This is a genomic window from Myxococcus qinghaiensis (assembly GCF_024198215.1).
Lineage (GTDB): Bacteria > Myxococcota > Myxococcia > Myxococcales > Myxococcaceae > Myxococcus > Myxococcus qinghaiensis.
On sequence record NZ_JAKCFA010000040.1, the window covers coordinates 41,228 to 67,943 of the forward strand.

Here is a 26,716-nt window from a genome sequence, read left to right on the forward strand (position 1 = left end):
CGCCCTCAAGAGGATGAGAAAGCGACGGCTGCCGCGGGGGCACGGCAGCCGGTGAGACGGGGCGGGGCGCGTAAGACATATCTAGGAGGCTTGCCGAGACATGCGCAAGATTGGCTGGGCCTCCCCGCCCTGATGAGGCGGATTCCGTGATTTGTGTTTCAGTTCATTACGGATGACTCATGGGGTCTGCCGGATTCGTGCCGGCCGACCGCTCGTCACCATCACGGAAGCCGTCGAGGTCCCGGTCGATGCCGATGCGCGTCCCCGAGCCCTGGGGCACGCACGTGTACGTCAGCACGCCGTTGCTCGCGGTGACGGCCGCACGGAGGTTCGCATCCGACACGCCTGGCAGACCCTGACGGTCGACGATGAACTGACCTCCTCCCACGTAGAGGAAGCCCGCATCATGCGGGCCAACCCGGCCCTTGGCCACCAGCTCGCACTCGCCCGCGTTCGCTCGCGCCACCAGCAGGTTGATGCGCGGCCCCACCACGCCGGCCCGAGCGGCCGTCAGCGTCACCTGCTGCCCGACGATGGGCGCCAGGTTGCTGTCGAAGACGAACATGAACTGCTCCATGTTCCGCTTCGCGGCGATGCCCTCCGGCGTGTCGGGGATGCCCACCGAGTTGAAGATGGGGTGGAAGTCGAAGCCGCTGTTGAAGGTGAACAGCGTGGGCACGGTGCCGTCGCTGTTGAAGCCGAAGCCGCGCACCTGGTCCCCGAGGAAGGGGTCCACGGGCAGGTTGCCCGTCGCGAACGGCGCGCCGAACATTCCGACCTTCTGGTACAGGTTGCGCAGGTGCGGCACCTTGGGGAACTGCGGCTCCACGTCGAACGAGGACCTTCCGTCCGAGCCGAAGAAGCCCTTGAAGGGACCTTCACCCGGGTTCGCGTTGGGGTCGAGCGTGTGGCACGAACCGCAGGGCCCGTGGAAGAACGTCGTCGTGTTCAGGAAGAAGTCCCGTCCCGCCTGCTGCGCGGGCGTGAGGGAGTTGTCCAGCTTGCGGATGGGGTTGGGCGGATAGACGACCTGGAGCGCGAAGTCGGTGAACTTCTGGAGCTGCTGCGGCGTGAGCTGGGCGCTGCGGCCCAGGAGGTCCATGAAGGCCGGGTTGAACTGCTTGAAGGCCGCCGACTCGTCGAAGGAGCCGCTGTTGGGCTGGGCGTTCGCCGCGCTGTCGCCGCCGTTGCGGTCTCCCCGCCAGTGCATGGGGCCGTGGTTGGCCATGCCCCGAAGGCTCTGCGTCGTCATGGGGCCCTTCATCGGGTGGAAGGCCGTGCTCTGCCCGAACGTCGGATCACTCCCGAACTCGGGCATGATGGGGACGACGGGGATGGGGTTGTTCTTCACCGTGCCATCCGGGTTGCCCAAATCCCACGCCAGGCTGTCGAAGTCGCCGAAGATGTGGCAGCTGGCGCAGGACGAGTCACCGTGGCTGGAGCTGTTGCGCGCGTCGTAGAGGAACGGACGGCCCTCCACCACGCTCGCGGGCTCCGGGTTGTACATGGGCAGGTGGGAGATCTCCTGGCGCGTCGTCGTGTTGATGACGGAGATGGAGTTGTCGAAGCGGGTGAGCACGTAGAGCCGCCGCCGCGCCTCGTCCAGCACCATGCCCGTGGGGCCTCCGCCGGTGAGCTGAATCTGGTTCGCGGCGTTCGGTACGAAGGTGTCCGCCTCCAGCGCGGCGGTGGAGTAGACGCCCAGCTTCGAGGAGCCGAAGGCCGCGACGAACAGCGTTGCACCGTCGGACGTCACCGCCATGCCCAGCGGCTGCGCCAGGCTCTTCTCGCTCTCCGGATTGGGCGTGGGCGCGCAGCAGGTGCCGTAGTTGATGTGCTTGTTGAGGTGGCGCGGCGTGACGCTGGTGGGCCCGAGCACGGTGATGCGGCTCTCGTGGATGTGGCCGCGCAGCGTGGTGTTGGCGAAGGTCCCGGCGCCCTCGAAGCGCAGGTCATTCCGAGCCTCGGTGTTGCTGACGTACACCTTCCCGTTGGCCGGGTTGACCACCATGTTGAACAGGATGGTGCCCACGCCCGCGTAGACGCTCCCGCTGCCGGTGAGCGGCGCGGGCGGATTGGCGGTGGCGTCGATGGTGAAGACGTCCTTGTCCGGCAGGGACAGGCGGACCTGCGACGTCCACGAGCGGTTCAGCACGTCCACCCAGTCCTGCCCGTTGTACTTGAGGAGGACGGAGACCTCCGGGGTGGGGACTCCCGCGAAGTTGGTGTTGGGGCCGGGAACGCCGCCCTCGGCCTCGCCACCGTTGGGTACGGCCAGTTCATGCAGCACCGTGGTGCGATTGCCGGAGTGGAAGGCCGCCGCGTACACCCGGGAGCCGTCGGGCGTCGTCGCGAGGGCCCGGGGCGTGTCCGCGAACAGCGACAGGATGGTGAGCGGCGTGCCGCCCAGCGAGCTGCCCAGGTGCTCCGAGTCGAACACCCAGACGTCGGCCCGGCCCACGCCCGGCGTGGTGAGCTGGGGGTCGAACGGCGCGTTCTGTCCGCGATGTGCCGCGGTGATGAACGCGCGCCGACGGCCAGGGCCCGCGAAGACCAGGTCCCTGGGCTCGTCACCCACGAGCAGCGTGCGAGTCACGAGGCCGCCCTGGCCCTCCGCGTCCACGCGCACGATGCTGACGCTGTCGGACAGATGGTTGACGACCCAGACCTCGTCGTTCGTCCGCGCCGCGACCGCCACGGGCTCCAGGCCCACCGGCACCGAGCCCCGGTGGATGAGCCCGCTGTTGCCGATGCGGAAGATCTCCAGCCGGTTGTCCGGCGTGTTGACGGCGAACAACAGCCTGCCATCGGGAGAGAGGGCCAGGGGGCGCACCTGTCCGCTCTCGAAGAGGGTGAAGGGCGCCGCGGAGGCTTCGCGGCCCACCAGCACACCCGACACTAGCAAGGTCAGGACAACGCATCTCACAGCAGCAGCTCGAACGGCCGTGCACGAGGCTTTCACAACGTCCTCCAGGGGATTGGGACCGTTCCCTGCCTCCATCGAGGGAGTGACGGAGGGAAGGGAATGCGGAATCATCCGTGGATACGGTGTGAGCCGTAAATCCTGGCATCTCCTTTTCTGGAAATGCCAGTCGTGGTGAGGGCTGAGCTTGACAACGCCTTTCTTCCGATTCGAAGGGAAGGAGGCGCATGGGCCTGGAGTGTCTGGGCCTACCCATGGCATGTGCCGAAGCGTCGTATTTTTACAGGAGTGTGTACGGATGGCCTGGAAGATGCCCGAGGAACCCTATGTAGACGCGGAGCCTGGCTCCGCGCTGGAGACCGTCATCGTTCCGCGCACGCGGGACCTGGGAGATGGTTTCGAGGTGCGCCGGGCGCTGCCGTCGTCGCGGCGGCGGATGGTGGGCCCGTTCATCTTCTTGGACCAGATGGGGCCCTCGGTGCTCCAGGCGGGCAAGGGGCTTGACGTGCGGCCCCATCCACACATCGGGCTGGCGACGGTGACATATCTGTTCGACGGCGAAGTGCTGCACCGGGACTCGCTGGGCGTGGTGCAGACCATCCGTCCCGGCGCGGTGAACTGGATGGTGGCCGGGCGCGGCATCGTCCACTCGGAGCGCACGCCTCCGGAGGCGCGCGTGAAGGCGAACCGGCTGTTCGGCATCCAGTTCTGGGTGGCGCTGCCCGGCTCGCATGAAGAGGTCGCGCCGTCCTTCGAGCACACGCCCGCGGAGGCGCTGCCCGTCATCAAGGACCATGGTCTGGAGTTGCGGCTCATCGCCGGAGAGCTGTTCGGGGAGAAGTCTCCGGCGCGCACCCAGTCGCCGCTGTTCTACGCGGACGTGAAGCTCGACGTGGGCACCCGGCTGCCCGTGCCCACCGTGCACGAGGAGCGCGGCTTGTTCATCGCGGAGGGCCAGGTGGAGGTCGGCGGCGAGAGCTTCGGCCCCGGTCAGCTCCTGGTGCTGCGTCCGGGCGCGGATGTCGTCGCCCGGGGTGGCGGCGCTGGCCAGTCCCGCCTGTTGCTCTTTGGCGGCGAGCCCATGGATGGGCCGCGTCACATCTGGTGGAACTTCGTCTCCAGCTCGAAGGAGCGCATCGAGCAGGCGAAGGAGGACTGGATGGCGAAGCGCATCGGTCAGGTCCCCGGTGAGACGGAATTCATTCCGCTCCCGGAGCCCGAGCCGGACGTGCCCCGCTATCCCTGACAGGCCCGCAGGGGGGAGTGAGACAGCCCCGCAGAAGGCTCATCTGCGGGGCGCGTCTGGGGTTTTGAGGCGTCCAATCCCTTGTACAAAGGTTCTATCACTTCGAGCGCGTTCAGCTCGGATTGATGGGAAGCCGACGGGCAGGGGAGGGCAGGGATTCCCCGGATTGAGCTGTCGGGATTTTTCGTGCAATTCCTTTCGTATCAATCCTGGGTGTCTGGGGACGCCCGGTTGAGCCCGCTGTGCGGGGAAGGAATTGCCGTGAGCCATGTTTTCATGAAGTCGCGAGAAGCGTCGATCTCCGTTGGAGACTATCTGCTGGTCCGCCTGCGCGAGCTGGGCATCCGCCATGTCTTCGGAGTGCCGGGGGACTTCAACCTCGGCGTGCTGGAGCAGTTGCTCAAACACTCGGAGCTGCGGTGGGTGGGGTGTTGCAACGAGCTCAATGCCGCCTACGCCGCGGATGGGTATGCCCGCCTGAGGGGAGTCTCCGCGCTGCTCACGGCGTATGGCGTGGGGGCGTTGAGCACCGTCAATGGCATTGCTGGCGCGTATGCGGAGCGCGTGCCCGTGGTGGCCATCACCGGGGCTCCGCCGCTGTCGCATCTCCAGAAGCGCTCCGTCATCCACCACAGCCTGGGGGATGGGGACTTCGGCAACACGCTGGCGAGCATGGCGCCCTTCACCGTGGCGCACGCGGTGTTGACGCAGGCGAACGCGCCCCAGGAGATAGACCGGGTGCTGCGCACGTGCCTCCGGGAGCGGCGGCCCGTGTATCTCCAGCTTCCCTCCGACGTGACGTTCCAGCTTGTTCCCGCGCCCGAGGCGCCGCTGGTGCACGAGGCGCCGCGGAGTGACCCGGACACGCTCCGGCGGTTCCTGGCGGAGCTGCTGCCCAGGCTGCGAGGCGCCCGCCGCTGCGCGCTCCTGGTGGACAGCGACATCCAGCGCTCAGGCCTCGCGCCGAAGGTGCTCGCGCTGGCGGAGGCCGCCCGGCTTCCCATTGCCCTGCTCAGCTCCGCGCGGGGCCTGGTGGACGAGGCGCATCCGGCGTTCCTCGGCTTCTATGGCGGACGTCTGTCGGACCCGTACGTGCGGGACTGGGTGGATGGCGCCGACTGCGTGGTGGCGCTGGGCGCGCGCTTCACGGACCTCAACACGCATTCGTTCACGCTTCGCCTGGAGCCGTCGCGGCTGGTGGACCTGCAGCTCTCCAGCGCCGCGCTGGGGCAGGGCACGCAGGGGGTGCCGCCCTCCCTGTACAGCGGCCTGGTGTTGAGCGAGGTGCTGGAGGCGCTGAAGGAGGCGCTGGGTGAACGCAGGGCCCAGGACTTCGTTCCTCGCTCGGCGCGGCTGCAGGCCATGGTGGCGGCTCGGGCGCCGGTGCCTGTCCCCAAGTCCGGGACGCCGCTCACGCACGCGCAGCTCTGGCCCGCGCTGGCGGGGTTGCTCGAGCCGGAGGATGTCCTGGTCGTCGAGGCGGGAAGCCCCATGGTGGGCTTCGCGTCCGCGCAGCTTCCCCGAGGCGTGAGCTGGGTGGCCCAGCCGCTGTGGTGCTCCATCGGCTACACGCTGCCAGCGGTGCTGGGCACCAGCCTGGCGACATCCCCGGAGCGGCGCCACCTGCTCTTCATCGGAGATGGCTCCTTCCTGATGACGGCGCAGGAGCTGTCCACGCTGTTGCACCTGAAGCTCAAGCCCCTCGTGTTCCTCATCAACAACGCGGGCTACACCATCGAACGGCTCATCGTGGGTCCGGAGTCTGTCTACAACGACATTCCCCGGTGGAACTACCCGGCTGTCTGCGATGCGCTGGGCGCTCCGGGGCAGTCCCTGACCTTGCTCATCGAGAAGCCGGAGCAGCTGGCTCCGGTGCTGGCGGAGGCGGTGCGTGCCCAACGCGATGGAAAGCTGGTGTTCGTGGAGGTCCGGTTGGCGCCGTTGGATGCGCCCGCGGGCATGGTCCAGATGGGCGCCTCCGTCTTTTCCTTGTCATACCGGGAGGACAGCGGACTGCCTCGCTTTTGACGCCTTGCTTCATTCCCTCTCAGGGATCGCTTGATGGGAATGTCGCTCTCAGTGTGTTAGTCTGGGAAGGCCGTACAACCCATGGACTGTCCCTGGAGGCATGAATGCAGGCTGGAAAGTTCGTCAGCGGTGCGCTGCTCGCGGTGGGGTTGATGCTGGTTGGCTGCGGTGGCCCCGTGGTGGGGGACACCGAGGCACAGGACCTCACGTCGCGTGAGGACGCCGCCCCCAACTGCAATGGGATCTACTACGAGCACACGTATTACAGCGACGCGACGTACATGAATCCCGTGGGCTACCGGAGTTGCGACTGTTCCTTCTGGTCGAGCTACGGTCGGACCACGGCGTTCGTCGAGTCCTACTACGGGACCTGTCGGTAGCGCGTTCCGCCGCGCGTGAAATGAAGACGGCCCGCCCCAGAGTGCTTCCGGGAGCGGGCCGTCGTATTTCTCTGCCGCCTGGCTTCATTCCCTCTCAGGAGCCGCGAAATGGGCAAGCCATGTTCAGCATGTTAGCCTGGGCGGGCCGTACTACTCACGGGCTGTCGCTGGAGGCATGAATGCAGGCTGGAAGGTTTGTCAGCGGTGCGTTGCTTGCGGTGGGGCTGACCCTGGCTGGTTGCGGTGGTCCCATGGTGGAAGACACCGAGGCACATGACCTCACGTCGCGCGACGGATTGGTTCCCGACTGTACGGGCACCACGGAGGGAGAAATCTTCTACTCCTCACCTTGGCGCACGGAGGTCGTGGGGTACGCCGGCTGCGGTTGTGAGAGACGCTGGATTCGATGGGGCGTGGTGACGCCGTACTCCTCCCTTTCGGAGCTGTGTCCCTTGGATCTCCCTTCTGACCCTGAGTGAGCAGACGTCGTCTGGAAAAGTCGTACAACCCAAAGACTGTCCCTGGAGGCATGAATGCAGGCTGGAAGGTTCATCAGCGGTGCGTTGCTCGCGGCGGGTTTGATGCTGATTGGCTGCGGTGGCCCCGTGGTGGAAGACACCGAGGCCCAGGACCTCACCTCGCGCGAGGACTCCCTCCCCAACTGTAATGGGGTCTACTACGAGTACACGTATTACAGCGACGCGTCGTACACCACGGTCGTGGGCGGCCGGGGCTGTGACTGCTCCTTCTGGTCGGCCTGGGGCAAGATCACGGAGTTCCGCGAGTACGTCGGCGGGACCTGCTGGTAGCGCGCACTCCGCGTCCCGTTGAATGAAGACGGCCCGCCCCGGAGTACTCCCGGGAGCGGGCCGCCGCACTTCAGTCAGGCATTGCGCTCAGGCAGTGGCGGAGCGCACGGCCGCGAGCAGCTCGCCAGAGTCGACCAGCTGGCTGACGGCCTCGATGTCCTTGTGCAGCTCGCGGTCCCTGTCCATGTGCGGCACCTTGGAGCGGATGAGCTCGTAGGCCGCCAGCGCGCCCTTGCCGGGCTTCCCAGGCAGGCGGAAGTCCAGCGCCTGCGCGGCCACCAGCAATTCAATGGCCAGACACGAGCGGGTGAAGTCACTCACCTGCCGGCCCTTGAGCGCCGCCGTCATGCCCATGGACACATGGTCCTCGCGGCCTGCCGACGACGGAATCGAGTCCACCGACGCGGGGTGGCTGAGCACACGCGACTCGGCCACCAGCGCCGCGCTCGTCACCTGGGCAATCATGAAGCCCGAGTTGAGCCCGGAGTTCTTCGCCAGGAACGCGGGCAGGCCCGACAAGGACGGGTTCACCAGCTGCTCCACGCGCCGCTCGCTGATGGAGGACAGCTGCGTGAGCGCCATCGCCACCACGTCCATCGCCAAGGAGATGGGCTGGCCGTGGAAGTTGCCGCCGGAGACGATGCGCTCCGTCTCCGTGAAGACGAGCGGGTTGTCCGTGGCGCTGTTGACCTCCACCTCCAGGATGCGCCGGGCGAAGGACAGGCCCTCGCGCGCCGAGCCGTGCACCTGGGGCATGCAGCGCAGCGAGTAGGGGTCCTGCACCTTGCTGCAGTTGACGTGCGACTCCACCAGCTCGCTGTTGACCAGGATGCGCCGCAGGTGCGCCGCACAGGCCTTCTGGCCCGGATGGGCCCGCACGTCGTGAATCTCCGGGATGAACGGCTTGTGGCTGCCGAGCAGACCTTCCAGCGTCATCGCGCCCGCGACGTCGGCCAGCTCCGCCAGGGACTCCGCGCGAAGCTGGAGGAGGGTGCCCACCGCGCACATGGCCTGGGTGCCGTTCACCAGCGCCAGGCCCTCCTTGGCCTCCAGGACGACGGGTTGGAGGCCCGCCATCTCAAGGGCCTTGCGTGCGGGCAGCCGCTGTCCCTCGTGGAAGGCCTCGCCCTCGCCGATGAAGACGAGCGCCAGGTGCGCCAGGGGGGCCAGGTCGCCAGAGGCGCCCACGCTGCCGCGCTCGGGGACGACGGGGATGACGCCCCGGTTGAGCATCTCCAGCGCCAGTGTCAGCGTCTCCGAGCGGATGCCGGAGTAGCCCTTCGCCAGCACGTTGCAGCGCAGCAGCAGCAGCGCGCGGGCCTCGGGGAGGGGCAGGGGCGTGCCGACGCCGCAGGCGTGGGAGAGGATGAGGTTGCGCTGGAGGTCGCGCAGGTCCTTCTTGTCGATGCGGACCTCGGCCAGGGTGCCGAAGCCGGTGTTGATGCCGTAGGAGGGCGTGTCTCCGGCGGCGACCCGGTCCACGAGCGCGCGGGCGGCGCGGACTCGGGTGGCGGCCTCGGGGGCCAGCTCCACGGTGACCTCGTTCCGAGCGACCTGGAGAATCTGCTCCAGCGTCAGGGTGTCTCCGTCGATGAGGATTCGGGGGCGCGACATTGGGGCTCCAACAAGGGGTGGCGGATTCAGGAGTCTTCCGCAGCGGGCTTTACACCCGGGAGCCGTGCTCGTATAGGTCCGCCGACTGAAGAGGGAGGTCACTTTACTCCGTGGCGCTGATCGTCCAGAAGTATGGCGGTACCTCCGTGGGTGACACCGAGCGGATGAAGAACGTCGCTCGACGCTGTCTGGCCGCGCAGGGTGCGGGGCATGACGTGGTGGTCGTCGTCTCCGCGATGTCGGGAGAGACCAACCGCCTGCTCAAGCTCGTGGCGCAGATCACCGACCGGCCAGACGAGCGGGAGCAGGACGTGGTGGTGGCCACCGGCGAGCAGGTCACCATCGGCCTGGTCGCCATGGCCATCCATGCGCAGGGCGGTAAAGCGACGAGCTTCCTGGGGCACCAGGTACGCATCGTCACCGACAGCACCTTCTCCAAGGCGCGAATCAAGAGCATCGACGCGCAGCCCATCCGCGCGGCCCTGTCCAAGGGCCACATCGTGGTGGTGGCGGGTTTCCAGGGCGTGGACGATGCGGGCAGCGTGACGACGCTGGGACGCGGCGGCTCGGACACCACGGCGGTGGCGGTGGCGGCGGCGCTCCAGGCGGATGCCTGTGAAATCTATACGGACGTCGACGGCGTCTACACCACGGACCCGAACATGGTCCCCGCCGCGCGCAAGCTGGACCGCATCTCCTACGAGGAGATGCTGGAGCTGGCGAGCGTGGGTGCGAAGGTGTTGCAGATCCGCTCCGTCGAATTCGCCATGAAGTACAAGGTGCCGCTCTGGGTGAAGTCGTCCTTCTCCCAGGACCCGGGCACACTCGTGTGTGAGGAGGACAAGTCCATGGAGGACGTGCTGGTCCGCGGCGTGGCGTATGACCGGAACGAGGCGAAGATCACCGTCTGCGGCGTGCCGGACGTACCGGGCGTCGCCGCGAAGATCTTCGGGCCGCTCGACGAGAAGAACATCGTGGTGGACCTCATCGTCCAGAACCCGTCGAGGGATGGGCGCACGGACCTGACCTTCACGGTGGGCAAGGCGGACTTCCTCAAGGCCCAGGACGTGGTGCGCGAGGCGGTGAAGGAGATTCAGGCCGCCGGCATCGAGACGGACGAGAACATCGCCAAGGTGTCCATCGTCGGCGTGGGCATGCGCAACCACTCGGGCGTGGCGGCGCGGATGTTCACGGCGCTGTCCTCCGAGGGCATCAACATCCAGATCATCTCCACCTCGGAGATCAAGGTGTCCTGCGTGGTCCACGCCAAGTACACGGAGCTGGCGGTGCGGGCGCTGCACACGGCGTTCGGGTTGGATCAGCCGCTGCCTCCCGAGGGCGTGGCGACCGTGTCCGAGACGGCCGCGCTCAAGGGCGAGAAGGTCTGAGCGGGTGGCTGCGGGGCGCACCGCGGCGCTCGCCGTCGTCGCGCTGGGTGTCATCGGGTTGGGGGCGGTGGCTCGCTGGCGTTGGCCGGATTCCGAGCCAGCGCTGGATTGTCCTCCTGAGGCCGTGAGGCTCCGCTCCGACGGTGTGGCCACCTGTGGTGAGGGCGAGGTGCCCACGGGGGCCGCGGCGTTGGCGCTGGGGCGGCGGCTGGATTTGAACGCCGCGACGGAGGAGGAGCTGGCGCTGTTGCCGGGGGTGGGGAAGTCCCTGGCCCGGGGGTTGGTGGAGGCCCGCGAGGCGGCGGGTGGCTTCGCGAGCTGGGATGCCGTGGACGAGGTGCCCGGGGTGGGTGCTGCCCGGTTGAAGACCCTCCAGGCGGCCACGGTGTTGGGGCCGGCTCCGGATGCCGGGCCCGTGTGGTAAGCACGCGGCGTGCAGATCGCCTGCCCTCAGTGCTCGATGCAGTATGTCCTCGACCCCCGCCTGCTGCCGCCAGGAGGGGCTTCGGTCCAGTGCACGCGCTGTGGCCATGTGTTCATGGCTTCGCCGCAGGCGGAGGCTCCTCGTCCTGCTCCAGCGGAACCGGCCGGACCGCGCACGCCGAGTGGCTCGTGGAACTCCGCGCCGACGCCCGCGGCCTCGAGCATGTTGCGCACGCAGATATTTGGCGCGGGTGCGTCTGGCGGAACGGCTCCGCCTGGTGATGGCGGGACGCGCTCGGGCTCGGGTCCGCAGGGCGGGGTGCCGAATACGACGCAGACTTTCGGCGCGGTGCCTCCGGTGCGCCAGGGTTCGAGCACGTACAGCGCCGTGCCCGATACGACGCAGACGTTCGGCTCGGTGCCGCCGGTGGGCCAGGGAGCGAGTTCTCAGGGCGAGGTGCCGAACACGACGCACACGTTCGGCGCGGTGCCTCCGGTCACCTCGGGTTCAGGACCGCAGGGCGGGGTGCCGAACACGACGCAGACGTTTGGCGCGGTGCCTCCGGTGCGGTCTGGTTCGGGCCCGCAGGGCGGGGTGCCGAACACGACGCAGACGTTCGGAGCGGTGCCCCCCGTGCGGTCCGGTTCGGGCTCGCAGAGCGCGGTGCCGAACACGACGCAGTCGTTCGGCGCGGTGCCTCCGGTCGCCTCGGGTTCAGGACAGCACGGCGCGGTGCCAAACACGACGCAGACGTTCGGCGCGGTGCCTCCCGTTCAGTCCGGTTCGGGCCCGCGGAGCGCGGTGCCAAACACGACGCAGACGTTCGGCGCAGTGCCTCCCGTGCGGTCGGATTCAGGCTCACAGATCCCGGTGCCAAACACGACTCAGACGTTCGGCGCGGTGCGGTCCGATTCAGGCTCACAGAGCTCGGTACCGAACACGACGCAGACGTTCGGCGGGGTGCGGTCCGATTCGGGCTCGCAGGGCGCGGTGCCGAACACGACACAGTCCTTCCAGGTCTTCGGAAACACGAGCCAGGGCAGCTCCGTGCCGCCCTCGATTGCTCCGATGACGGCGGGCCAGAAGCAGTCCGCCGGTGCCTCCGAAGGCCTCGCCCCGCTGGGTCGGACACTGACCTTCGGCGCGGTGGCCGAGCAGTCCTCCTCCGTGGGGGACGTGCCTTCGCTCCCCGGCGAGACGCAGCCTCGCGTCTACGGAGACGCCTCGGCGGGTGGCACCCAGAGCTTCGGGGCCGTCGACTCCGACGCGTCACCAGTGGCTCGCAAGACGTCGTTGTATGGCGCTTCCCAGGACTCGGACGGGGGCGTGCGGTTGCCCCCCGAGGAGCTGCCCGGAATCGGCGCCTTCGGAGCGCAAGGTCCCTCGGGTTCCTCCGCCCCGCAGTCGCTGCGACGGCCCGGTGTGTCCCTTCCTCCCGAGCTGCTCGCGGCGGGCCGGGACCGCCCCGAGTCTCCCGGCTTGGAGCCCGCGAGCAACACCTCCCGGCTGTGGATCGGCCTGCTGGTGGGGGCGGGAGTGCTCCTGGCGGGAGTGCTCGCCTATCCGGCCTGGAAGGACCGCGACGCGAACATGCCCGCGGCGGCGGTGGCGGACAAGGACCGCGCGGTGGCGTCGCTCCGCAAGGACGACGCGACCTCCAGGGACCAGGCCATCGCGAGCCTCAGGGCCCTGACGGCGGCGCATCCCAAGTACACCGAGGCACAGGCCGAGCTCGTCGGCGCGCTGTCCCTGCGCCTGGGTGAACTCCAGGCGGAGGCGGATCGCCTGCGCATGCGGAACGAACACATCCAGCGGGAGATCATCGCCTTCAAGAAGGACGAGATGCCGGTGGACTGGGCCAGCCGGGTCAACGTGCTCCAAGAGGAGAGCGAAGGCCTCGCTCGTGTCAGTGCTCCGCTCAGGACGGAGGTCGACAAGCTCCGCAAGGAGCTGGACGTCCTCGCCGCCGCGCTGAAGGCCGCGCCAGAGGTGGAGCCCGCTCCAGCCCTGGCCGCCCGGGTGAAGGCCCTGGCCCTGCACGCGGGCGTGACGGCGGCGCCGGACGCGCTGGCCCTGGCGGAGCGCTTGCGCAACGTGGAGAGCGCTCCGAAAATCTGGAGCACCGTGGCCCGCGCCGAGTACGTGCTCAGCTCCGGCTCTCCTCCGGACTCCGTGGCGCAGTCCGCGAACGAGCTGGAGAAGCTGCGCCAGGCGGACGGCACGCTCCTGCGCGCCCACGTCCTGGGGGCTCGCCTGGCCCTGCGCATGAAGGACCCGAAGATGGCGCGTTCACTGCTGGACGAAGTGCGGGCCCTCAACCCCAACCACGAGCTGGCGCGCAAGCTGCTCGAACAGCTCGACAAGGGCGGCTTCCAGCCCTGAAACGACGTCTGTCGTGTCCACCGCGAGGCTGGAGAAAGTCCAGTCTCGCCGTCGCGCTGATCCTCATCCCTCCAGGTTCTGCGGGCGGAACGCGCGGCGGTGCGCGAGGCATGCCTCTTGCTGGTCACCCGGGCGAAGTCGGGGACTGGGTCTTGGGAGGCATGGTCGATGGCGGAGGTCTTCTTCTGGTGTTCCGCGCTGCTGCTGGCGCACACGTACTTTCTCTACCCATTGAGCCTGTTCGTGCTGGATGGAGCCGCGCAGGTGGCGCGGAACGTCCGGTCGATGCGGGGGGGGGAGCCTCGTCGTGGCCTGGCGACCGGCCGGGGGCCGGCTCCGTCGGTGAGCCTCGTCGTGGCCGCGTACAACGAGGTGTCCTGCATCGAGCAGAAGCTGGAGAACAGCCTCGCGCTCGACTATCCGGCGGACCGCTTCGAGGTGGTGATTGGCTCGGACGGCTCCACGGATGGAACCAACGAGCGGGTGCTGCAGTGCCGGGATGAGCGGGTGCGCTTGTCGCCTGCGCCGCGCGCGGGCAAGACGACGGTGCTCAACCGCTGCATCCCCACGGCGAAGGGCGACATCGTGGTCCTCTCGGACGCGAACACGATGATTGAGCCGGAGGCCATCCAGAAGCTGGTGCGCCACTTCGAGGACCCGGAGGTCGGCGCCGTCTGCGGCAAGCTGCGCCTCTACAATCCGACGAAGCAGGACTACGAGGAGAGCGCGTACTGGAGCTACGAGTCCCTCATCAAGATGTACGAGGGCCGCCGGGGCGCGGTGGTGGGGGCCAACGGTGGCCTGTACGCCATCCGTCGCACGCTGTTCACGGAGCTGCCCGCGTCCACCATCGTCGACGACTTCGTCATCCCGCTGCGCATCCTGGAGAAGGGCTACAAGGTCGCGTACGAGGAGGAGGCCGTCGCCCATGAGGAGACGACGGAGGACTACGGCAAGGAGTTCGGCCGCCGCGCGCGCATCGCCGCGGGCAACTTCCAGAGCCTCCGCATGGTGCCGGGCCTGCTGCTGCCCACCGCGGGCTTCCCCGCGTTCGCGTTCTGGTCCCACAAGCTCTTGCGCTGGTGCGCGCCCGCGCTGATGGGGCTGGCGTTGATTGCCAACCTGTTCCTGCTCGACAGCGTGTTCTACCGCTTCACCCTCCTGGGTCAGGGGTTGTTCTACGCCCTGGCGTACATGGGGAAGGTGGGGGTGCTGAAGCGCGGGGCGGTGAAGCGGGTTGCGTCCGTGGCCTACTACTTCACCACCATGAACCTGGCCATCGTCGTGGGCTTCTGGCGCTTCCTGCGCAACTCGCAGCGCGCCGCGTGGGACCGCACCGCTCGCGCGTCCTGAGCCCGCGAGCACGTCGTGCATCCAGGCGCTCGGTCCCTCTGGGGCCGGGCGCTTCTTCTTTCCACCGCCTGTCGCCTATCGGAGCGCCGCGACGGGAACGGGCGCGGGCTTCTTCGCCGCCGGGCTCGGGGGCAGCACGCTGCCGAACGAGGCGAAGAGCTGGCCGGTGAGGACCGGGTCCTTGTTCGGGCCGGGGTGACGGAGCAAGTCATTGAGCACCTCACCCGTCTTGGGATCTCTCGGCAGGTGGGGGCGGGCCAGGTTCATCCGGTAGCGCACGACGCCCCGGCGCACCCGGTGAATGACGGTGACGGTGCCCTGGGCGTCCACCGAGTCGACGATGCCCACGTGTGTGAGGCCGTCGTTGCGGCGGCCGTCGCGGTTCTGGTCATACGTCTCGTTGAAGAAGACCAGGTCTCCGGCCACCGGGCGCCCCTCCGTGTACACGCGGCCATTCGCACGGGCGTAGCGGTAGAGGGCGGTGACGCCGTTGTCGCCCGGCTTGATCGTCCCCCGGAAGGACAGCCCTGCCTGGGCATAGACGCCCTCGATGAGCCCCGTGCAGTCCGCCGGGTACTTGCGCCCGTCGAGCGTCACCTGCGGCTTGCCCACCAGCGAGCGGGCCGCGGAGAGCACCGTCGCGCGCGCATCCGCGGAGACGGGCCTGGCGTGGGTGCTCGCCTGCGTGGTGGCGGGCTTGCCCGGCTTGCTCTTCGTGGGGCGCGCGGCGGTGGCGCGCGGGGGCGTGCGCTTCGCGGGCGTGGCCTTGCGCTCGGCCGTCTGGGCCTTGGGGGCCACGGGGCTGGAGAGCGACTCCCGGGGAAACGCGGGCGGGGACGCGGAGCGGTAGCGCACGGCGTAGGAGTCCAGCCACGGCTCCAGCCGGTTCGACGGGGTGGCGCAGCCCGTCGCCGCCATCGCGAGCATTCCCATCAGCGTGAGCCACCGCATGCGCGACCTCCCTGTAGCGTCCTGAGGCACCCATGCTCGCCCCGGTGGTTTGTGTCGTCAAAAAACCTACCCAGGCAACCGTCCGTGACGGCTCGGGTTTCCGGGGGGGCTGGGGTGCGGTATTGCTGCCAGGAGAATGGTCGCCCTTCGCCGAGCCCTCGCCGTCCTCCTGCTGGCCGCTGCTGGCTGTCTGCCGTCGCCGTATGACCGCGCCGCCAGGACTGACACCGTGGAGGGCTACCGCGCCTTCCTGCGTGACAACCCGACGCACCCGGACGCGGACGCCGCCGAGTCGCGGCTGGAGGAGCTGGAGTTCGAGGACGCGAAGAAGCTGCACACGGTGCTCGCCTACAAGCGCTTCCTGGAGGTGTACCCGGACGCGCCGCATACGCGCACCGCGAAGACGCTGCTGGAGGGCCTGCGCTTCAACGCCGCGAAGGAGGCCGCCACGGTGGCCGCGTGGCGCCAGTTCCTCCAGGAGCACCCGGACGGCCTGCAGCGCGATGAGGCCAGGCGGCTGATGGCGGAGGTGGAGACGCAGGAACTCGCGACGACGCAGGACCCCCGGCGCCTGGCCGAGTACCTGCGCGAGAAGCCGGATGATCCGCGCCGCCTGGAAGTGGAGTCGCGGCTGGACGGCCAGGCCTTCGAGCAGGCCAAGGCCGGCGGCGCGGCGAAGCTGTTCGCGTACCTGAAGGACTTCGCGGCCGGCACGCACCGCGAGGAGGCGCGCACCCTCCTGTTGGAGCTGGAGGTCGAAGGGCTGCTCGTCTCGGGATTGGTGGACGAGGCGGAGGCCCGGGTGAAGGCGCATCCCCTGGGGCCCAAGCTCACCGCCTTCCCGGCGCGGCTGGCTCGCGCCCGGACGGAGCGGGCGGCGCTGGCCCAGCCGGAGCCGCTGGTGCAGGCGTCGTACGTGGGGCACTACCTGAGGGACCTGGAGGACCTGAAGCGCGCGATGGTGGCGCCGGATGCGTTGGACCGGTGGCAGGCCGCGGAGGAGATGGGCCAGCACGTGTCCGTGCGCGCGTTGGACCCGTTGCTGGACGCGCTGCGCTCCGCGCGCAATCCGCTCATCCGCCAGAACGCGCTGGAGTCACTGCGCACGGTGCTCTCCTCGCTGCCGCGTCCGGTGGCCGAGTACGAGGTGGCCTCGCGCCTGGATGCCCTGCGTGAGCGGGCCAGCAGCGCGGAGATGTACCTCACGGTGGCGGTGCTGCTGGACCTCTCCGGTCAGCTCGGCCAGGCGTCCACCGAGTACCAGCGCGCCTTCGACTCCGGCGTGCCGGACCCCGTCGTCCTGCGGCGCTGGGCGGACATCCGCGAGGCGCGCAAGCAGCCCTTCTCCGCAGCGGTGGCCGCGCGGCAGCTCGCCGTCTGGGCGCTGGGCGTGGCGCGCGAGGAGACGGTGACGGCCGAGGGCCGCGTGCCCCTGGCCTCCGCGAGGCAGCTCTGCGCGGCGGCCGTCAACGCGCGCTTCGCCGCCGGAGTCATCGCCCGCGCCCGCGCGGCGTCCAGCGAGTTCCCCGAGGACCTGGCCGAATTCGAGCGCCGGGCCGAGGAGGCTCGGCGGCTGACCGAGGCGAGGCTGGCGGACGCGGAGCTGATGCTGCGCGAGCAGAGCCCGGGCATCCGCACCTGCTCGGACCGGGGTGTCGCCGAGCGTCTGGAGGGTGGGGTGAAGGAGCGCACCGCCGCGCTGGGGTCGGTGGGCACGAAGCTGCCGCAGGTGGGGCGGCTGCTCCTGGAGCTGGCGCGGGAGAGGGACCCCTCGCCCCAGGTCCGCGAGGCCGCCTCCGCGCGGCTGACGGCGCTCAAGCCCGTGCCCTGAAGCGCTGATCCGTTCGTCCCGGGAGGGCGGGGCGGTTAGAGTTCGCCGCCCCATGGTCTCCCTCCCCATTTCTCGGACAGTCGGGCCGACGAGCGCCTCGTCGCGCATCGACTACGTCGGCCTGCTCAACGAGGAGCAGCTCCGGGCCGTGGAGGCGGACGCCGGGCCCGTGCTGGTCATCGCCGGGGCGGGCTCCGGCAAGACGCGCACGCTCACCTTCCGGGTGGCCCGGCTGCTGGAGCGGGGCGTCGCGCCGGAAAACCTCCTGCTGCTGACTTTCACCAACAAGGCCGCGCGGGAGATGACCCGGCGCGTGGCGGAGCTGGCGGGCTCCTTCGCGGACGTGCGGCGCATCCTCGGTGGGACGTTCCACCACGCGGCGCACCTGCTCCTGCGCCAGCACGCGGGAGTGCTGGGCTACTCGGACCGCTTCACCGTGTTGGACCGGGAGGACGCCCGGGACTTGATGGTCACCTGTCTGGCCGAGCGCAAGCTCAAGAGCGACAAGCGCTTCCCCCGGCCGGAGCTGGTGTTGGAGCTGGTGTCGCTGGCCACCAACCTCCAGCAGGCCGTCTCCGAGGTGCTCTTCGACAGGCGGCAGCAGTTCCTGCCCCTGGCCCCGGAGATCCTCGCGACGGCGGCGCGCTACCGGCAGCGCAAGGCGCAGCTGCACCTGATGGACTTCGATGACCTGCTGCTCAACCTGAAGCGGCTGCTCACCGAACACCCCGCGGTGCGCGCCCAGCTCACCGAGCGCTTCCACAGCGTCCTCGTGGACGAGTACCAGGACACCAACAAGCTCCAGGGAGAGATTGTCGATCTGCTCGCAGGAGAGCGCCGTGATTTGACGGTGGTGGGGGACGACTGCCAGTCCATCTACAGCTTCCGGGGCGCGGACTTCTCCAACATCATCGGCTTCCCGGAGCGTCATCCTGGCTGCGCCGTCTTCACGCTCACGCGCAACTACCGCTCCACCCCGGAGGTCCTCCAGCTCGCCAACGCGTCCATCGCCCGGAACGAGCGGCAGTTCCCCAAGGCCCTCGTCTCCGAGCGTCCTCCAGGCGCGCGCCCCGTCGTCGTCCCCGCGCTCGACGCGGCTGACCAGGCGAGCTGGGTGGCAGGCCGCATCCAGGAGCTGCGCGACGGCGGCCTGCCGCTGGAGTCGATGGCCGTCCTCTATCGCGCGCACAACCACTCGCTGGAGCTGCAACTGGAGCTGACGCGCCGGGGAGTGCCGTTCCGGGTGCGCTCCGGGGTGCGCTTCTTCGAGCAGCCCCATGTCAAGGATGTGCTGGCGCACCTGCGGCTGGTGAACAACCCCGGTGACGAGCTCGCCTTCAAGCGGGTGGTGCGCGCGGTGCCTGGCGTGGGGCCGACGACGGCGGAGCACCTGTGGACGTCCCTGCGCGCGCTGCCGGAGGGCCTGCCCCTGGCGGAGGGCCTGGAGCGCGACGAGGTCCGCACCCACCTGTCGCGCAAGTCGCGGCCGGGCTTCGAGCGCTTCGCGAAGCTGATGGGTCGCATGGGACGTCCCGAGGCCGCCACCGACCCGGGTCGGCTCATCGAGGACGTGCTGGAGGGCGGGTACGCGGAGGTGCTCGCGGCGGAGTCCTCCCCCGAGGAGGGCCGGGAGGAGGACCTGCGCCAGCTGGCCGAGTACGCGCGCCGGTTCGAGGACCTGCCCCGCTTCCTGTCGGAGCTGGCCCTGGTCGCGGAGTTCGCCGCGAAGGAGGCCCTGGGGGCCGAGGCCGCTAGCGACGTCCTGACACTCACCACCGTCCATCAGGCCAAGGGGCTGGAGTGGCGCGCCGTCTTCGTCCTCTGGCTGGTGGACGGGCGCTTCCCCATGTCCCAGGCCGCTCGCTCGGCGGAGGAGGAAGAGGAGGAGCGGCGCCTCTTCTACGTCGCCACCACCCGGGCTCGGGACCACCTGGCGCTGGTGTACCCCCAGTCCGTGCTGCCCCGGGAGGGGGACCGCATCCTCTTGAGGCCGTCCCGTTTCCTGGAAGAACTGCCAGCCGGGGAGGGGGCTCCCTATGATCGGCGGGTCCTGGCTTCCGCCGAGGCCGTCCTGGGGGGCCTCCCCCTGGGGTCGCCTGGCCCGGGTCCGCCGGGGTCTGAGTCGGTCGCCCAGAAACGCGCGCGCGAAGGCGCGACGTGATACAGAGTGGGACGAGGGCGTGCGTCTTGTGACCCGCGCCTGTGAACTTCATGGCGGACAGACCTCGCATCGTCGGGATTGACCTGGGCACCACCAACACGCTGGTGGCGTCCGTGCGCAACCGCATCCCGAAGATTGTCCCCACGGACCGCGGCAATCTCATCCTCCCCTCCGTCGTCGCCCTGTCGTCCAAGGGAGACCTGCTGGTGGGAGGCGTGGCCAAGGACCAGATGGTCACCAACCCCCGCAACACGCTGTGGGGGACCAAGCGGCTCATCGGACGGAAGTACCATTCCAAGTCCGTGGAAGACCTCCGGGGTTCCTTCCCGTACGACATCGTCGAGGGCCCTGGCGGCGACGCCGCGGTGATGATGGGCGGCAAGCTCTACTCGCTGCCCCAGGTCTCCAGCTTCGTGCTGTCCCAGCTGAAGACCATCGCCGAGCAGTTCCTGGGCGGCCCCATCGACGCGGCCGTCATCTCCGTCCCGGCCTACTACAACGACAACCAGCGCCAGGCGGTGAAGGAGGCGGGCCGGCTGGCCGGCTTCGACGTCAAGCGCATCGTCAACGAGCCGACGGCGGCGGCGCTGGCCTACGGCTTCAACCGGGGCCTGGACCAGAAGATCCTCGTCTATGACCTGGGCGGCGGCACCTTCGACGTGTCCGTGCTGCACCTGTCCGGCAACGTCTTCGAGGTGCTCGCCACGGGCGGCGACTCCTTCCTGGGCGGCGCGGACTTCGACAACCGCATCATGGAGTACGTGCTGGAGCGGTTCCGCGAGGAGGCGAAGATCGACCTCGCCGAGAACACCATCGCCCTCCAGCGCATCAAGAACGCCGCCGAGGCGGCGAAGATCGACCTGACGCTCATCCCCAACGTCGTCATCGACCTGCCCTTCATCGACGAGCGCAAGGGCAAGCCGTTGGACCTGCGCATCCCCCTGACGCGCGAGTTCCTCAACAGCCTCACCGGCGACCTGGTGGACCGGACGTTCGAGATCTGCGACCGCGTCCTGGCCGAGAAGGGCATCGCCCGCTCGGAGATCGACGAGATCATCCTCGTCGGCGGACAGAGCCGGATGCCGCTGGTGCAGCAGAAGATTCAGGCGCACTTCGGCAAGCCGCCTCGCAAGGGCGTGCACCCCGACGAGTGCGTGGCCCTGGGCGCGGCGCTGCTGGGCGACTCGCTGGGCAGCATCGACGCGGTGACGCTGCTGGACGCGCTGTCCATGCCCATCGGCTACGCGCTGCCCAACGGCCGCGTGAAGCGCATCATCGAGAAGAACTCGCTCATCCCCATGGTGAAGAGCTTCCGCCTGCCTCCGCCCAAGGAGCCGAGCGCGCAGTTCATCGAGCTGGACATCTTCCAGGGTGACAGCGACCTGATGGTGGACAACGAGTACCTGGGCACCGTGCGTGTTCCCTCCGCCGCCGCCGGGCGGAAGATCGACTTCCGCCTCACCGAGGAGTGTCTGCTCCAGGTGGAGGTGGAAGAGGCCAGCGGCGTGCCGCGGAAGGTGGACCTGGCCACGCGTGACACCCCGGAGCAGCTCAAGAAGGCGCTCCAGGAGGTCGTCATCAAGCGCGACAATCAGCCGGTGGCCAGCTCCAGTGGCACCAGCGATGACCGGGGCCTCTTCTCCAGCATCAAGAGCATCTTCCGGAGAGGGTAGTTGTTCATGGCGAAGTTCCCGTCGAAGGAGTGGCTGGACGAAGCGGTCCGGTTCACGAACGAAGATCCCGAGTGCGCCGTCGCCGGCAGAGGCTGGAAGGGCGACTTCGGGGCCATCATCGAGGCCGAGCCCGGAAAGCTGGCGAAGTCATTCGTCATCCACGTCGTGCCGGGTGACTGCCGCATCGAGAAGGCGCGCGTGCTTGCGGACCCGGATGACCTGGACGAACTGGAGCCGGTGTACCTGGCCCGCGCCCCGTACACCGTCTGGAAGCAGCTGCTCCTGGGCACGTTGGATCCAGTGGAGGCGGTGCTCAAGCGCCGCATCTCCATGCGGGGCGACCTGCAGCCGCTCATCGAGCGCATGAAGTACAAGGGCATCGCGGACCGCGTCTTCGCGAAGCTGCAGACGCAGTTCGTCGACGAGCCGTAAGGCCGGGGGGACACACTCATGGGTATCCGCGACGACTTGAAGAAGCAGGCGTTGGAGCTCTCCAGCAAGGCGGTGGAGAAGCTGATGGCCGACGAGAAGCGGGCCATGGCCATCGCCAACGCCATTGGCAAGGCCCAGCGTGGCAAGCAGGCGCTGGACAAGGGCCAGGAGGGGCTGATGAAGGCCTTCCACTTCGCGCCGCGCAGCGAGTTCAAGGCGGTGGGAAAGCAGCTCTCCGGCCTCAAGCGTCGGCTGCGTGAGCTGGAAGAAAAGCTGGATGGGCTGTAGTTGAAATTGCGTTGACACCCACGGGGGCAGATGGCATTTACCCCCTCGTCGCGTCTCGGTCGCACACGAAGCGCGGGCGCATAGCTCAGTGGTAGAGCACTGCCTTCACACGGCAGGGGTCGCAGGTTCAAGCCCTGCTGCGCCCAACAGAAGAGGCCGTGAATCCAAGGGGAAACCCAAGGGTTCACGGCCTCTTCGCTTTTCAACCCAGGCAGGGCCGGGCGTCTCTTCTGGAGCGTCGGTCCGGCGCGCCTGGGCAGTGATTCCCAGGCGCGCCGTGGTGGCCCCGTGCGGGGCGGGCTTCAGCTCTCCGACGGCTTGGCGAGTGACTCCGGGTTGGACGTCACCGGCGCGTGGGGCGGCGTGTTTCGCGACTTGATGAGCGACGCGACGATGCTGGCGCCCAGCAGGCCGGCGATGACGCCCAGGGACACGGCGGGGTGGATCTTCACGAAGTCGATGATGGCCATCTTCGTGCCCACGAAGATGAGCACGCCCGCCAGACCCACCTTCAGGTAGCTGAACTTCTCCACCGCGCCGGCCAGCAGGAAGAACAGCGAGCGCAGGCCGAGGATGGCGAAGATGTTGGACGTGAAGACGATGAACGGATCTCGCGTGACGGCGAAGATGGCGGGGATGGAGTCGAGCGCGAAGAGGATGTCCGACGCCTCCACCAGGATGAGCGCCATGAGCAGCGGCGTGGCCAGCTTGCGGCCGTTCTCCACGGTGAAGAAGTGGTGCCCGTCGAAGCGGGGCGTGGAGGGGATGCTCTTGCGCGCCATCCTCATCATCCACCCGTCCTCCGGATGGTCTTCCTTGTTGCGCTGGAAGAAGAGCTTCAGGCCCGTGAGGATGAGGAACGCGCCGAAGACGTAGATGAGCCAGTGGAAGCGCTCCAGCATGGCCACGCCAGCGAAGATCATGATGGCCCGCAGCACCAGCGCGCTGAGGATGCCCCAGAAGAGCACCCGGTGCTGGTACAGCGCGGGGATGCGCAGCGCGGAGAAGATGACGACGAAGACGAAGATGTTGTCGACGGAGAGCGACTTCTCGATGAGGTAGCCGGTGAGGAACTCCACCGCCGGACCTCCGCCGAACTTCCACCACAGCCCCGCGTTGAACACGAGCGCCAGGCTGATCCACACCGAGCTCCAGCCCAGGGCCTCCTTGAAGCCGACCGCGTGGGCCTTCCGGTGGAAGACACCCAGGTCGAGGGCGAGCATGGCGATGACGAAGGCAATGAAGCCGCCCCACAGGACGGGACTGCCGACGGTTTGTAAGGGTTCCATAGGTGGATTTCAGATAAGAGCGCCCGCTCTCTTCGACAAATAGGGATTACGGTTGCGCTCCATCCAGAAAACCTAAGTGAGGGCTTGGAGCGGACGGAGGCCTGTCCCGGGAGGGGCCGTCCCGAGGGGGGCTGGTGCGGGCGCCACTGGCTGGGGAAGGGTTGCGGGACGTGGTGGGTTTCGGCCCGTCCGGTTGGAACTCGACAGTCACCGGGCCACTAAGACCAACCAGGCGTCGGCGCCCGAAGGCATTCCTGGCCTCCGGGGCGGTGGGCGCGGCGAGGGCTCGCAGGGCGATTGGCGTCCGCGGCTCCTGCCACTCGAGTGGCTCCCCGAAGAAGGACCGCCCTTTTGACCCGGAACCGTCTTCTCTCCTCGATTTGCGGGGCGCTGTTGGCCCTGTCCGCCACGGCCTGTGGCGCTGACTCCTCTGGTACGACGTCTCCCGGTGGCACCGAGCCGCCTTCCGAGCAGCCCCAGGTCCCCACGCCGGTGCCGACGCCGGACCCCACGCCCACGCCTGACCCCACGCCGGTGCCGACGCCGGACCCGACTCCCACGCCTGACCCCACGCCGGTGCCGACGCCTGACCCCACGCCCACGCCCGAGCAGCCGAGCGTCGACAAGTTCGGCGTGACGATGCTCTATCCCTCCAAGGCGGGAGGCGAGGCCTGGGCGCTGGCGGACAACCCCACGTCGGACTCGCGGTTTGATCCGCAGGGCACCATCACCCGCAACGCGGACGGCTCCTGGAAGATGAGGAGCGGCCAGGTGCGCATGGGCGTCACCACGTCGACGGGATACTCGGCGGCGAAGATTCCCACGTATGACAGGGACGTGCTGGCGAGCCGGGGCTACATGCAGGCGGCCAATGACTGGCGCAACGTGGAGATGACGGGCTTCGTGAAGCTCAACTCCGCGTCGGACGGCTCCGACAACTTCGACTGGTACGCGCGCGGCGGCAAGCACAACGACAAGAGCTCCGGCTGCGAGGGCAGCAGCTACAAGGGCGGCCTGCACTACGACGGCCGCGCGCGCTGGCAGAAGGAGACGTGGCACGTGTCCTATGAGCAGGCGCCGTACAAGCCGGCCACGTCCGCGTTGAAGGGCCGCTGGGTGGGCTTCAAGGCGGTGATGCGCAACACCTCGGTCGGCGGCAAGGACGCCGTGAAGCTGGAGCTGTACGTCAACGAGAACGCGGACAAGGTGACGTGGAAGAAGGTCCACGACATGGTCGACGCGGGCGACTGGGGCGGCGACGCGGAGCACTGCGGCGGCTCCGTCGGTGCCATGCCGATTACATGGGGCGGCCCCATCGCCACGTTCCGCTGGGACAACGCGGAGGACGTGGACTTCAAGTGGCTGACCGTTCGTGAAATCCAGCCGTAGACGGGGCTGAGTCGCGGACCGTGTAGACCGTGCTTGGGCGCGGAGGGCCAGGGCCTTCCGCGCCCTTTTTCGTGTGTCGGGCACAGGCTCGTGTCGCCACGCGAACGAGGGGGGCGACTCCGAGGCAGGTGGCCGGAGTGTCGGGGAGCGCGCAGCCTTCTTCGCGCCCCTGCGGGAGCGGGCGGCACATCCGAGCGTGTGGGCACGGCGCTTCGCTGGCCTGCTTCGGGCGAAGGGCGGCGTTCATGCGAATCACCTTCCTGGGCCATGCGGGTTTCGCCGTGGAGACCGAGCGGAGCGTCGTCGTCATGGACCCGTGGCTCACCGAGCGGGGGGCCTTCGACTCGGCGTGGATGCAGCTTCCGCGCAACCACCACCTGGCGCCGCGCGTGCGTGAGCTGCTGGAGACGCCGGGCCGGGAGCGCTTCCTCTACGTCAGCCACGAGCACAAGGACCACTTCGACCCGGAGTTCCTGGCCACGCTGCAGCGGCGCGACTTCACGGTGGTGATTCCGCGCTTCCTGCGCTCGGAGCTGCAGGACATCTTCGCGAAGTATGGCTGCAAGCGTGTCATCGCCTGCGAGGACGGACGCGAGGTCCCCTTCAAGGGCGGCTACCTCAAGCTCTTCGTGTCGGAGCAGGGCACCAACCGGGACTCGGCCATCATGGTGCGGGGCGACGGCCAGTGCTTCATCAACCTCAACGACTGCAAGCTGCATGACCGGCTGGCGCGCATCACCGAGGAAGAGGGGCCCATCGACATCTTCACGGCCCAGTTCTCCGGCGCCATCTGGCACCCCACCTGTTACGAGTACGCGCCGGAGACGTACGCGGCCATCTCGCTGAAGAAGCGGGAGAGCAAGTTCGAGGCGGTGGCGAGGGCGCTGGAGGTGGTGAAGCCGCGGGCGTACCTCGCGTCGGCGGGGCCCGCGTGTTTCCTGGACCCGTCCCTGTTCCACCTCAACTTCGAGAAGGTGAACATCTTCCCCACCGCCACCACGCTGTTCCGCTTCCTGGAGCAGCGCCTGCCGGGGGCCGCGTCGAAGTACCTGGAGCCGATGCCGGGAGATGTGTTGGACGTGGGCTCGCTGGACTTCGTCTCGCTCGAGGCCGAGCGCGTGACGGAGGAGGGTCTGGAGGCGTACCTCCGGAAGTACGCGGCGGACATGGCGCCGTTGTTCCGGGAGCGGCGCCGCAACATGCTGCGCGCGGAGGCGGATGAGATTCACGCGCGATTGCGAGTAGAGCTGCAACGCAAGCTGGACCTGTTGGACCTGCACGAGCGCGTGGGCATGCCGCTGTACGTGGAGCTGCCGGAGCTGCCGGAGCGGCTGCTGCGCGTGGACTTCAAGGGCCGGCGCGTGGACGAGGTTCCGGAGCTTCGCGAGACGACGCGCTACACGATGAAGGTGTCCGCGGCGGACATGGTGCGGGTGTTGGACCGGAAGCTGACGTGGGAGGACTTCCTGCTGTCCTTCCGGCTGAAGCTGAGCCGGTCTCCGGACGTCTACGAGCCCATCCTCCACGGCTTCCTGGGCGTGGAGATTGAAGACATGCGCTCCTTCTGCGAGGGCGTGCGCTCCATGGAGTCCCAGCGCGAGCGGACCGTGGTGACGGTGGGACAGAAGCGCTTCTCCGTGCAGCGCTTCTGTCCGCACCAGGGCGCGGACCTGGCCGAAGGGTGGTTGGAGGAGGGGCGCTACCTCGTCTGCCCGCGCCATCGCTGGCGGTTCGACCTGGAGGATGGTGGGCGCTGCCCGACGAATGGCTCCACGCTCTGCGCGGAGCCCGTCACCGAGAGCGTGCCTGAGGAGACGGAGAAGCCCTCCGCCCCCGTGCCTGTCATCGAGCCGCGCGTGTAGCTCAGGGCTCGAAGCCCGCGCCCCCGTTCCACAGGCGCTGGCTCTCGGCCTCGGTCAGCACGCGCTTCCAGTAGCCGACGGCGTCCAGCGTGCCGTACGGTGGCCAGACATCCGGAGACCGGAGTCACACCGAAGGACAGGAAAGGGCGCATGGTCCGACGCTAGCCCCAATGCCGATCAGTTAAGGGCGAGAAGGATCATACTGCCGCGACCGCATTCAAGGAGGCGGTCGCGTGGGAAGAGGTCCATTCGGGTATTTGCCCTCTGCGGATGAGGGGGCGTTCGACCGGCTG

Annotated in this window: 19 protein-coding genes, 1 tRNA gene and 1 pseudogene; 17 read left to right on the top strand and 4 right to left on the bottom strand. The window is 68.6% G+C overall.

Features of this window, described 5'->3' with window-relative positions:
• Positions 1 to 166 precede the first annotated feature (166 nt).
• Positions 167 to 3,001 (bottom strand): hypothetical protein, encoded by a 2,835-nt coding sequence (locus tag LZ199_RS43335; RefSeq protein ID WP_253999714.1) that lies wholly within the window; start codon positions 2,999 to 3,001, stop codon positions 167 to 169.
• A 220-nt stretch (positions 3,002 to 3,221) separates the two neighbouring features.
• Here LZ199_RS43335 and LZ199_RS43340 point away from each other — a divergent pair, with 220 nt between their 5' ends.
• From LZ199_RS43340 to LZ199_RS43355, 4 genes are all read left to right on the top strand, one after another.
• Positions 3,222 to 4,169 (top strand): pirin family protein, encoded by a 948-nt coding sequence (locus tag LZ199_RS43340; RefSeq protein WP_253999697.1) that lies wholly within the window; start codon positions 3,222 to 3,224, stop codon positions 4,167 to 4,169.
• Between the two features lie 276 nt (positions 4,170 to 4,445).
• Positions 4,446 to 6,197, top strand: a complete 1,752-nt coding sequence (locus LZ199_RS43345; protein ID WP_253999698.1) for an alpha-keto acid decarboxylase family protein — start codon at positions 4,446 to 4,448, stop codon at positions 6,195 to 6,197.
• 104 nt (positions 6,198 to 6,301) lie between these two features.
• Positions 6,302 to 6,577, top strand: coding sequence for a hypothetical protein (locus LZ199_RS43350; protein ID WP_253999699.1), 276 nt, complete (start codon positions 6,302 to 6,304; stop codon positions 6,575 to 6,577).
• Between the two features lie 533 nt (positions 6,578 to 7,110).
• On the top strand, positions 7,111 to 7,386 hold the full coding sequence (locus LZ199_RS43355; RefSeq protein WP_253999700.1) for a hypothetical protein: 276 nt from the start codon (positions 7,111 to 7,113) through the stop codon (positions 7,384 to 7,386).
• An 87-nt stretch (positions 7,387 to 7,473) separates the two neighbouring features.
• Here the strand turns inward: LZ199_RS43355 and hutH are convergent, their stop codons facing one another.
• Positions 7,474 to 9,000, bottom strand: coding sequence for a histidine ammonia-lyase (gene hutH / locus LZ199_RS43360; protein WP_253999701.1), 1,527 nt, complete (start codon positions 8,998 to 9,000; stop codon positions 7,474 to 7,476).
• A gap of 110 nt (positions 9,001 to 9,110) precedes the next feature.
• On the opposite strand from hutH, the gene LZ199_RS43365 reads away from it, so the two are divergent.
• From LZ199_RS43365 to LZ199_RS43380, 5 genes and pseudogenes are all read left to right on the top strand, one after another.
• Positions 9,111 to 10,388: an aspartate kinase gene (locus LZ199_RS43365; protein ID WP_253999702.1), complete on the top strand. Its 1,278-nt coding sequence runs from the start codon at positions 9,111 to 9,113 to the stop codon at positions 10,386 to 10,388.
• Between the two features lie 4 nt (positions 10,389 to 10,392).
• Complete coding sequence (locus LZ199_RS43370) at positions 10,393 to 10,812, top strand: ComEA family DNA-binding protein (protein WP_253999703.1); 420 nt, start codon at positions 10,393 to 10,395, stop codon at positions 10,810 to 10,812.
• A gap of 9 nt (positions 10,813 to 10,821) precedes the next feature.
• Positions 10,822 to 10,920: pseudogene (locus tag LZ199_RS47075) on the top strand (zinc-ribbon domain-containing protein); the annotation flags it as partial.
• Positions 10,921 to 11,130: 210 nt separating this feature from the next.
• Positions 11,131 to 13,194 (top strand): hypothetical protein, encoded by a 2,064-nt coding sequence (locus LZ199_RS43375; protein WP_253999704.1) that lies wholly within the window; start codon positions 11,131 to 11,133, stop codon positions 13,192 to 13,194.
• 168 nt (positions 13,195 to 13,362) lie between these two features.
• A complete protein-coding gene (locus tag LZ199_RS43380) occupies positions 13,363 to 14,547 on the top strand; it encodes a glycosyltransferase family 2 protein (RefSeq protein WP_253999705.1) in 1,185 nt (394 codons plus the stop codon).
• Positions 14,548 to 14,622: 75 nt separating this feature from the next.
• On the opposite strand, the gene LZ199_RS43385 is transcribed toward LZ199_RS43380, so the two are convergent.
• On the bottom strand, positions 14,623 to 15,498 hold the full coding sequence (locus tag LZ199_RS43385; RefSeq protein ID WP_253999706.1) for a CHAP domain-containing protein: 876 nt from the start codon (positions 15,496 to 15,498) through the stop codon (positions 14,623 to 14,625).
• 136 nt (positions 15,499 to 15,634) lie between these two features.
• Here LZ199_RS43385 and LZ199_RS43390 point away from each other — a divergent pair, with 136 nt between their 5' ends.
• The 6 genes from LZ199_RS43390 to LZ199_RS43415 all read left to right on the top strand — a co-directional run bounded on the left by LZ199_RS43390 (position 15,635) and on the right by LZ199_RS43415 (position 22,029).
• The gene (locus LZ199_RS43390; RefSeq protein ID WP_253999707.1) at positions 15,635 to 17,329 is read left to right on the top strand and encodes a HEAT repeat domain-containing protein; all 1,695 of its coding nucleotides are present in this window, start codon (positions 15,635 to 15,637) and stop codon (positions 17,327 to 17,329) included.
• A 52-nt stretch (positions 17,330 to 17,381) separates the two neighbouring features.
• Complete coding sequence (locus tag LZ199_RS43395) at positions 17,382 to 19,490, top strand: ATP-dependent helicase (protein ID WP_253999708.1); 2,109 nt, start codon at positions 17,382 to 17,384, stop codon at positions 19,488 to 19,490.
• A 50-nt stretch (positions 19,491 to 19,540) separates the two neighbouring features.
• The gene (locus LZ199_RS43400; protein ID WP_253999709.1) at positions 19,541 to 21,163 is read left to right on the top strand and encodes an Hsp70 family protein; all 1,623 of its coding nucleotides are present in this window, start codon (positions 19,541 to 19,543) and stop codon (positions 21,161 to 21,163) included.
• A 6-nt stretch (positions 21,164 to 21,169) separates the two neighbouring features.
• On the top strand, positions 21,170 to 21,595 hold the full coding sequence (locus LZ199_RS43405) for an SCP2 sterol-binding domain-containing protein (protein WP_253999710.1): 426 nt from the start codon (positions 21,170 to 21,172) through the stop codon (positions 21,593 to 21,595).
• Positions 21,596 to 21,613: 18 nt separating this feature from the next.
• Entirely contained in the window at positions 21,614 to 21,883 is a 270-nt protein-coding gene (locus tag LZ199_RS43410) for a hypothetical protein (protein WP_163866903.1), read from the top strand.
• Between the two features lie 74 nt (positions 21,884 to 21,957).
• Positions 21,958 to 22,029: transfer RNA gene (locus LZ199_RS43415), tRNA-Val, on the top strand.
• A gap of 156 nt (positions 22,030 to 22,185) precedes the next feature.
• Here LZ199_RS43415 and LZ199_RS43420 read toward each other — a convergent pair.
• Positions 22,186 to 23,172 carry a TerC family protein gene (locus LZ199_RS43420; RefSeq protein ID WP_253999711.1) on the bottom strand — a complete coding sequence of 329 codons (987 nt, stop codon included), beginning with the start codon at positions 23,170 to 23,172 and terminating at the stop codon, positions 22,186 to 22,188.
• Between the two features lie 351 nt (positions 23,173 to 23,523).
• Between LZ199_RS43420 and LZ199_RS43425 the strand changes: the two genes are divergently transcribed.
• On the top strand, positions 23,524 to 24,561 hold the full coding sequence (locus LZ199_RS43425; protein WP_253999712.1) for a carbohydrate-binding protein: 1,038 nt from the start codon (positions 23,524 to 23,526) through the stop codon (positions 24,559 to 24,561).
• 245 nt (positions 24,562 to 24,806) lie between these two features.
• Positions 24,807 to 26,423 carry a Rieske 2Fe-2S domain-containing protein gene (locus LZ199_RS43430; protein WP_253999713.1) on the top strand — a complete coding sequence of 539 codons (1,617 nt, stop codon included), beginning with the start codon at positions 24,807 to 24,809 and terminating at the stop codon, positions 26,421 to 26,423.
• The last annotated feature ends 293 nt before the right edge of the window (positions 26,424 to 26,716 follow it).